Raw genomic sequence first — 5,541 nt, 5'->3', positions numbered from 1 at the left:
CCTCAATTTCTTGCAATCCTCGCTACGGACGCTTAAGTCCGACAGGCTGCTAGACTAAATCGTTTGAGCATTACAAGAGTCGACTATGTATAGGGTGCTGGAACTTTCTGCACATAAGGATTTGAGTGCACTTTCCTACTTTCTTTATCGGCAGGGAGTGCCCCACAGAATTACCGAGGAATCCGGGAAGCAGGTGCTCTGGACCCAGAATGAGCAGCAGGGGGCCGCAGTAGAACAGTTCTACCGGGACTGGCAGTCCGGAGAGCTTGAACTGGAAGTAGCACCCCCCCGCAGAGGAGCCGAGGTCGGAAACTTCTTCAAAAGCATTCCCTGGAAAAGCTTTCCCTTCACCTTTCTGATCCTTGCGGTCTGTCTGGTGGTGGCGGTTCTGACTCATCTGGGTGAGAACATTCAGGCTATTTCCAGTTTCACCTTCGTGGATTTCAAGTTATCCAGCGGCTACATCTACTATGCCTCTCTGGAGCACACACTGGAGAGTCATGAGTACTGGCGCCTGATCACGCCGATATTTATTCATTTCGGGATTCTTCATCTGGTGTTCAATGCCCTGATGTTTTACGTACTGGGTGGTCGAATTGAAAGGCATCAGGGCGGTACCCATCTGTTGGGACTGGTTTTTCTGACCGGGGTGCTGTCAAACTTCGCTCAATATGTCATGTCAGAGGGTTCTGTGCTCTTTGGTGGTCTTTCCGGCGTGGTTTACGGGCTGATGGGTTACAGCATGGTGCGCGAACGGCTGGACAAGAGTTTCTACATGGGTCTGCCTCCGGCGATTTATGGCTTTATGCTTGTGTGGCTGGTCATCGGCTATACCGATATTCTCGGGCCATTGCTGGGGCAGATGGCGAACGCCGCTCACCTGGGAGGTCTGGTATCCGGGATGGTATTGGGTGGGCTGGCCGCTTTGATGTTCAAGTCCAGAATTAAGACTTAATGGTTAAGGAGGGGGCTGGCTTGGGTTCTGCTAATCTAAATCATCCAGATATCCTATATCTTCTGATGCCCCTGACACTTCGCTGAATATAACTGTTCGCACTTGATAACGACAAACGCCGCCATCACAGGGGTAGGCCGGACAGTACAAACTCAAAGTATGCAGTTGGTTACCGTCGGCAGAGCTCGAATGCAGGAGGCTGGTGAAAGAACCTGCAGGTTCGATGATTGTTTCTGAGACCTCCCCGAAATAAGTCGTTTGCGAGGATCTGATGCCCGAGGCCTCGTTATAAGAATCTGGTAAGTCCTGCTGTGCCTTTATGCCCGCTACAAAATCCGGTGATTGTGCCAATGATGACAGGTCCCCTCTGCAAAGTGGGCAGGACCATCGTGAAGCGCTCAGAATCACCTTTTGTAAACAGTGCCTGTCAATTTTCTTCGAACAACAGGGAACAGTAATTACATCGTCAAGCTTGTCAAGACATACGGGGCACTCCTCATTTGCTTCAGCCAGCCCTCCGATGGCGGCTGGTGGTCTGAATTGACAAACGCCATTACAGGCATCGACGTAACAATCTAAGCCGTAGGTATGTCGGTGTTGTTCAGGGTCTTCATTACCGTCGGCAGAGCCGGAATCCAGAGGGCTGGTGAAAGAAGCTCTCAGCTGGGTGGTTCTTGCCGAGGCCTGCTGCCCGGACGATGACGCGAGTGGCTGGTCTGGTGGAGCATTTTTTTGTTCATCATGCCCGTTAGGCCCCTTAGTGATGATCGCAAACGGATGACCCACTTGTGTCGAAACAAATGCCGCCCCCGGTTGACCCATTGGGTTAAACAGCAATGAATCGGGGTTCCAATAGCTTTTCAAAAGCCAGCCGACAGCAATAAATGCTTTTTCAGGTAGCCGCAAACAAGGGATAGAGCCCAGGGGGGCACCATTGGTGGTCAGAGCCAGTTCGTAAGCAACCAGCAAGTGAGTGGGATAAAGCCATTGCCAGTAAATCGAGGCAATAAAGCGGGTGGCTAAACCGTAACCATTCAATCCACCTGGCTCGTTTGCAGCCGAAAAATACGGGCAGCCGTTTGTGTCGTCAATGTCTAACGAGCCGACCGGCAATGTATTCAGATTATGCTTTATGGAAAAGACCCGGTCCAGAGAACCTGTCCCCTGATGCGGTGCAAACTCGACAACAAAACGTCTTGTCAGCTTTTCGGCCTGACAAATAACAGACAGCGAAAGCAGCAATAAGAAAAGCACCGTAGAAAGTGTTTTTACCATCATTATCTATCCATCTTTTCTTTCTGTGTGTGCAAAGTAGACTAACAAAAAGAGCAAGTGTTTGTTTCTGTCAAGAACCAAAGGTTGCAGCGGGTAAAAGTTCGCTGAGAATAAGATGGCAGGATACAAACCATTCTTTTCCTGCTTCCATGATCCAGCGCCGGTGTGTGATGATCTGAATGAGTTGATCAGTCAGTAAGCTGCACAGCAAAAGGAAATGGCATAACCTCACGAGCAATTAATGACTATTCTTGATGCAACTCTAACAATCAGAACAGAGGTTAATTAATGAACTCGGACTCTAATGAGGTTCAGATCTTTACCACTGATTCAGGAAGCATCCATGTTCAGCTTGCCCAAAAAAGCGTTTGGCTAACCCAACGTCAAATGGGTGAGGTATTTGGAACAACAGCAGAAAATATCTTAATGCACCTGAAAAATATATATAAAAATCAGGAGCTTGAGGAAAAATTAACTTCTAAGGATTTCTTAGTTGTTCAAAAGGAGGGCAAAAGACAGGTACGCCGAAACCTAAAACATTACGATCTTGATGTCATTATTTCTGTTGGCTATCGAGTCAATTCAAAAAGGGCGGTTCAATTCCGTAGATGGGCAACCGGTGTTCTGAATAACCATCTCACTCACGGGTTCTCCATCAACCAGCAACGTTTTGAAGAAAACGCCAAAGAGCTGGAAGCTGCCTTAGTGCTTATTCGCAAAGCAGCAGCAACGCCCGAACTGGAAGCAGAGGCAGGCAGAGGGCTGGTTGAAATCGTCAGCCGGTATACTCAGACCTTTCTCTGGCTACAACGCTACGATGAGGGCTTATTGAGCGAACCGGCAGGTCAGCCCGGCGGTACTCTGGTCGATAAGTATCAGGCCATGACATCACTAAATGAACTGAAAAGGCAATTAATTCAGCGAGGGGAGGCCACGGAGCTGTTTGCAAAATGTATCGCAATGGTCGCCTTATGAACGAGGATGACCAACCAGTGATTAACGACATAGGTCTTGCAGCATTGACTCTGCTGGTTGCAGAGTCAGACCCAGAACATAAAGACACCCTGATACGCTTGATTATGAACATGCTGACTCTTGGAACAGCCTGACTGTAAGTTACTTCACTTTCAGCTGAATCTGTCAATGCTTCACGCTGCTTCAACAGGTGAGGAACAGGATGAAAAGAATCCATCATGACCTTTTTATGTTGTTCCGGCATTGTTCTCTGTTCATTCAGATATAAAAAAATCGTCGTCTTTATTCTTTACTCATAAACTCCAGATGTCTGGAATGCACATCCAGATGGGTCTCCCGTATCATTTTATCCAGTGCTTCGTCTGACATAAACTGTTCGGAGAATCCCGGCATGACCGGATCCAGATGAAGCTTTGCGCAAGCTTTGAACTGTCTTATCAGATCCCTTGGGTTTTCATCGCCCATGGCGACACGAATGGTGGTCAGGAAAATACCTGCTTCTTGTTGGGCAGATTCGTCCATTTCCGAGTGAGACGTTAAGGCCGGACAAAGTATCAAAGTATTGCTCTGTCCGAGACTGACCATATGGCCAAAAGCTGGCTCCAGGGCATCAAAGAAACGGATAAAGGCTTCCCGTGGAATGTGAGCTTTCTCCATATCAATGCTGAACAGTGGACTGGGCAGGCCCAGATAGAGCTGTTCTTCCCGCAAGTCTGAGTTGGGGTGGCTGTTCAGGGCATGACTGTTGACCTGAATCTGGTCGTGGGCATCAAGATAGTGACTGAACACCAGCGTATTGATGCACTTGGACAGCATTCGGCTCTCAAGGGTTTTCAGGCCATTGATGATATCCAGCGATTTATCGGCATCCAGGAAAGCGCCCTTGATGTAATATACGTCCCAGAACAGGGTTTCATCCCAGCGTATACCTTCATGCCCGGTGTTCTTAGGCAGAAACATACGACGGTTTTCGCCAATGATACCACCCGCAGTGGCGCTGCCGGAGCCGGAGATGTCTTTGGTGTAACTGTGGATGACCCAGTCGGGTCTTTTGCTCTTGTCCCTATTGCGCAGTGGGCGATGAAGGAAGGGCGTGGCCAGGGTTGAATCAAGAGCCACCAGATAACCTTTTTCGTGGCTCTGTTTACAGATACTGGCAACATCAATCACATTGCCATGAGGATTACAGGGAGATTCCAGATAAACCAGGATTTTTTTGCCATCTTCCAGGGCTGACTTGTATTTCTCTTCGACCTGCCTGAGCTTCTCACTGAATGCTTCACCAGAGGACCCATCAAACCATTCGAGTTTAACGGCCATACGGTCAGGGCGGGCATAGAAATCCTGCATCAGCTGGAAAGTACCGCCATAAACATTACGGGAACTGAGCAGAATATCGCCATGCCTGAGCTGGTTGGCCAGCAGGGCATCAATGGCGGCCATACCGCTGTTGAAATTCCAGGTCATGTATTCACCGGCATTTTCTCCAGCTTCCAGGGCGGTCAGGGTATTGGCCAGTGAGATGGAAGTAGGGTTGAGCAGGCGACTGTAGATTGGGTGGCTGCTTTCCTTGCCGTGGAAGGCATCTTCTACCCATTCAGTGCAGGCATAAAGATAAGTAGCGGTCTTCACGACGGCGGGAGTGGCCGAGAAGAGTGCACCAACATTGGCAAACAGAGGGTAATCGCCTTTCACAACACGACTGCTGACATCCATTTCCAGGGCGTGATAATCCTGCTTCATACTGGGTTGCAGCATGTCGATCAGCTTGGCCAGCTGGAAACAGAGAAATTTTTTGGCATTGAAGTGACTGATTTTGTCTGATTCGGGCAGTGAGGCTATGGTCTGACAAAGGCTCTCGAACTGACTGATATCGGAGCCCGCCTGATAAAGGCTGCTGGCGGCGCTGAGTAATGATTGACCAAAGGGCGTGTCTGGCTGAATGCCAAAGTGTTGAAGCTGCTCAGTGGCCAGGGCATTAGCATCCTGAGCCCGGGTAGAGTTGCGAACGGGTGACAGACGCTGCATAACTGGAATCTGGTGATCCATGGGTGTGTCCTTTTTATCAAGAAAACGCGCTGACTTTGTGATACAGAGCTGGTTGCATTTTCCGCTTAAGGCTTGTTTTCATTGGGAATGACAGCAAACATCCCGATAAGGTGATGCAGACTGCGTTTTTTCGCTTATGGCGATTTGATAGTATTATCCTTTCATATTTATTTTTCCTTGTAACGGGCTAAAAAGCCTGAAAGGCAAAATTCTTTTCCTGGATTATGACCTTGCAGCCTGTCGGACTTAAGCGTCCGTAGCGAGGATTGCAAGAAATTGAGGATAAA

At 48.8% G+C, this 5,541-nt stretch carries 5 protein-coding genes; 3 read left to right on the top strand and 2 right to left on the bottom strand.

Translation table 11 applies throughout. From position 1 onward, the window contains the following. The first annotated feature begins 85 nt into the window (after nt 1–85). Nucleotides 86–955: a rhomboid family intramembrane serine protease gene (locus KDK16_RS04660; RefSeq protein ID WP_257274908.1), complete on the top strand. Its 870-nt coding sequence runs from the start codon at nt 86–88 to the stop codon at nt 953–955. A gap of 30 nt (nt 956–985) precedes the next feature. On the opposite strand, the gene KDK16_RS04655 is transcribed toward KDK16_RS04660, so the two are convergent. Further along, a complete protein-coding gene (locus tag KDK16_RS04655) occupies nt 986–2,233 on the bottom strand; it encodes an RING finger domain-containing protein (RefSeq protein WP_257274907.1) in 1,248 nt (415 codons plus the stop codon). 285 nt (nt 2,234–2,518) lie between these two features. Here KDK16_RS04655 and KDK16_RS04650 point away from each other — a divergent pair, with 285 nt between their 5' ends. Both KDK16_RS04650 and KDK16_RS04645 read left to right on the top strand, forming a co-directional pair. Beyond that, nucleotides 2,519–3,205 (top strand): virulence RhuM family protein, encoded by a 687-nt coding sequence (locus KDK16_RS04650; RefSeq protein ID WP_257274906.1) that lies wholly within the window; start codon nt 2,519–2,521, stop codon nt 3,203–3,205. After that, a complete protein-coding gene (locus KDK16_RS04645; protein WP_257274905.1) occupies nt 3,202–3,339 on the top strand; it encodes a hypothetical protein in 138 nt (45 codons plus the stop codon). The genes KDK16_RS04650 and KDK16_RS04645 overlap by 4 nt, the downstream gene beginning before the upstream one ends. Before the next feature lie 148 nt (nt 3,340–3,487). On the opposite strand, the gene KDK16_RS04640 is transcribed toward KDK16_RS04645, so the two are convergent. Beyond that, on the bottom strand, nt 3,488–5,254 hold the full coding sequence (locus KDK16_RS04640; protein ID WP_257274904.1) for a PLP-dependent aspartate aminotransferase family protein: 1,767 nt from the start codon (nt 5,252–5,254) through the stop codon (nt 3,488–3,490). Nucleotides 5,255–5,541 lie beyond the last annotated feature (287 nt).

Source organism: Endozoicomonas sp. SESOKO4 (genome assembly GCF_024606275.1).
Note: the sequence above shows the minus strand (reverse complement) of the source record. Positions and strands in the feature narration are given on the sequence as shown.

Excerpts from the sequence above, each read along its gene's own strand:
- KDK16_RS04660 (WP_257274908.1), top strand. The coding sequence starts at position 86 with ATGTATAGGGTGCTGGAACTTTCTGCACATAAGGATTTGAGTGCACTT.
- KDK16_RS04655 (WP_257274907.1), bottom strand. The coding sequence starts at position 2,233 with ATGATGGTAAAAACACTTTCTACGGTGCTTTTCTTATTGCTGCTTTCG.
- KDK16_RS04650 (WP_257274906.1), top strand. The coding sequence starts at position 2,519 with ATGAACTCGGACTCTAATGAGGTTCAGATCTTTACCACTGATTCAGGA.
- KDK16_RS04645 (WP_257274905.1), top strand. The coding sequence starts at position 3,202 with ATGAACGAGGATGACCAACCAGTGATTAACGACATAGGTCTTGCAGCA.
- KDK16_RS04640 (WP_257274904.1), bottom strand. The coding sequence starts at position 5,254 with ATGGATCACCAGATTCCAGTTATGCAGCGTCTGTCACCCGTTCGCAAC.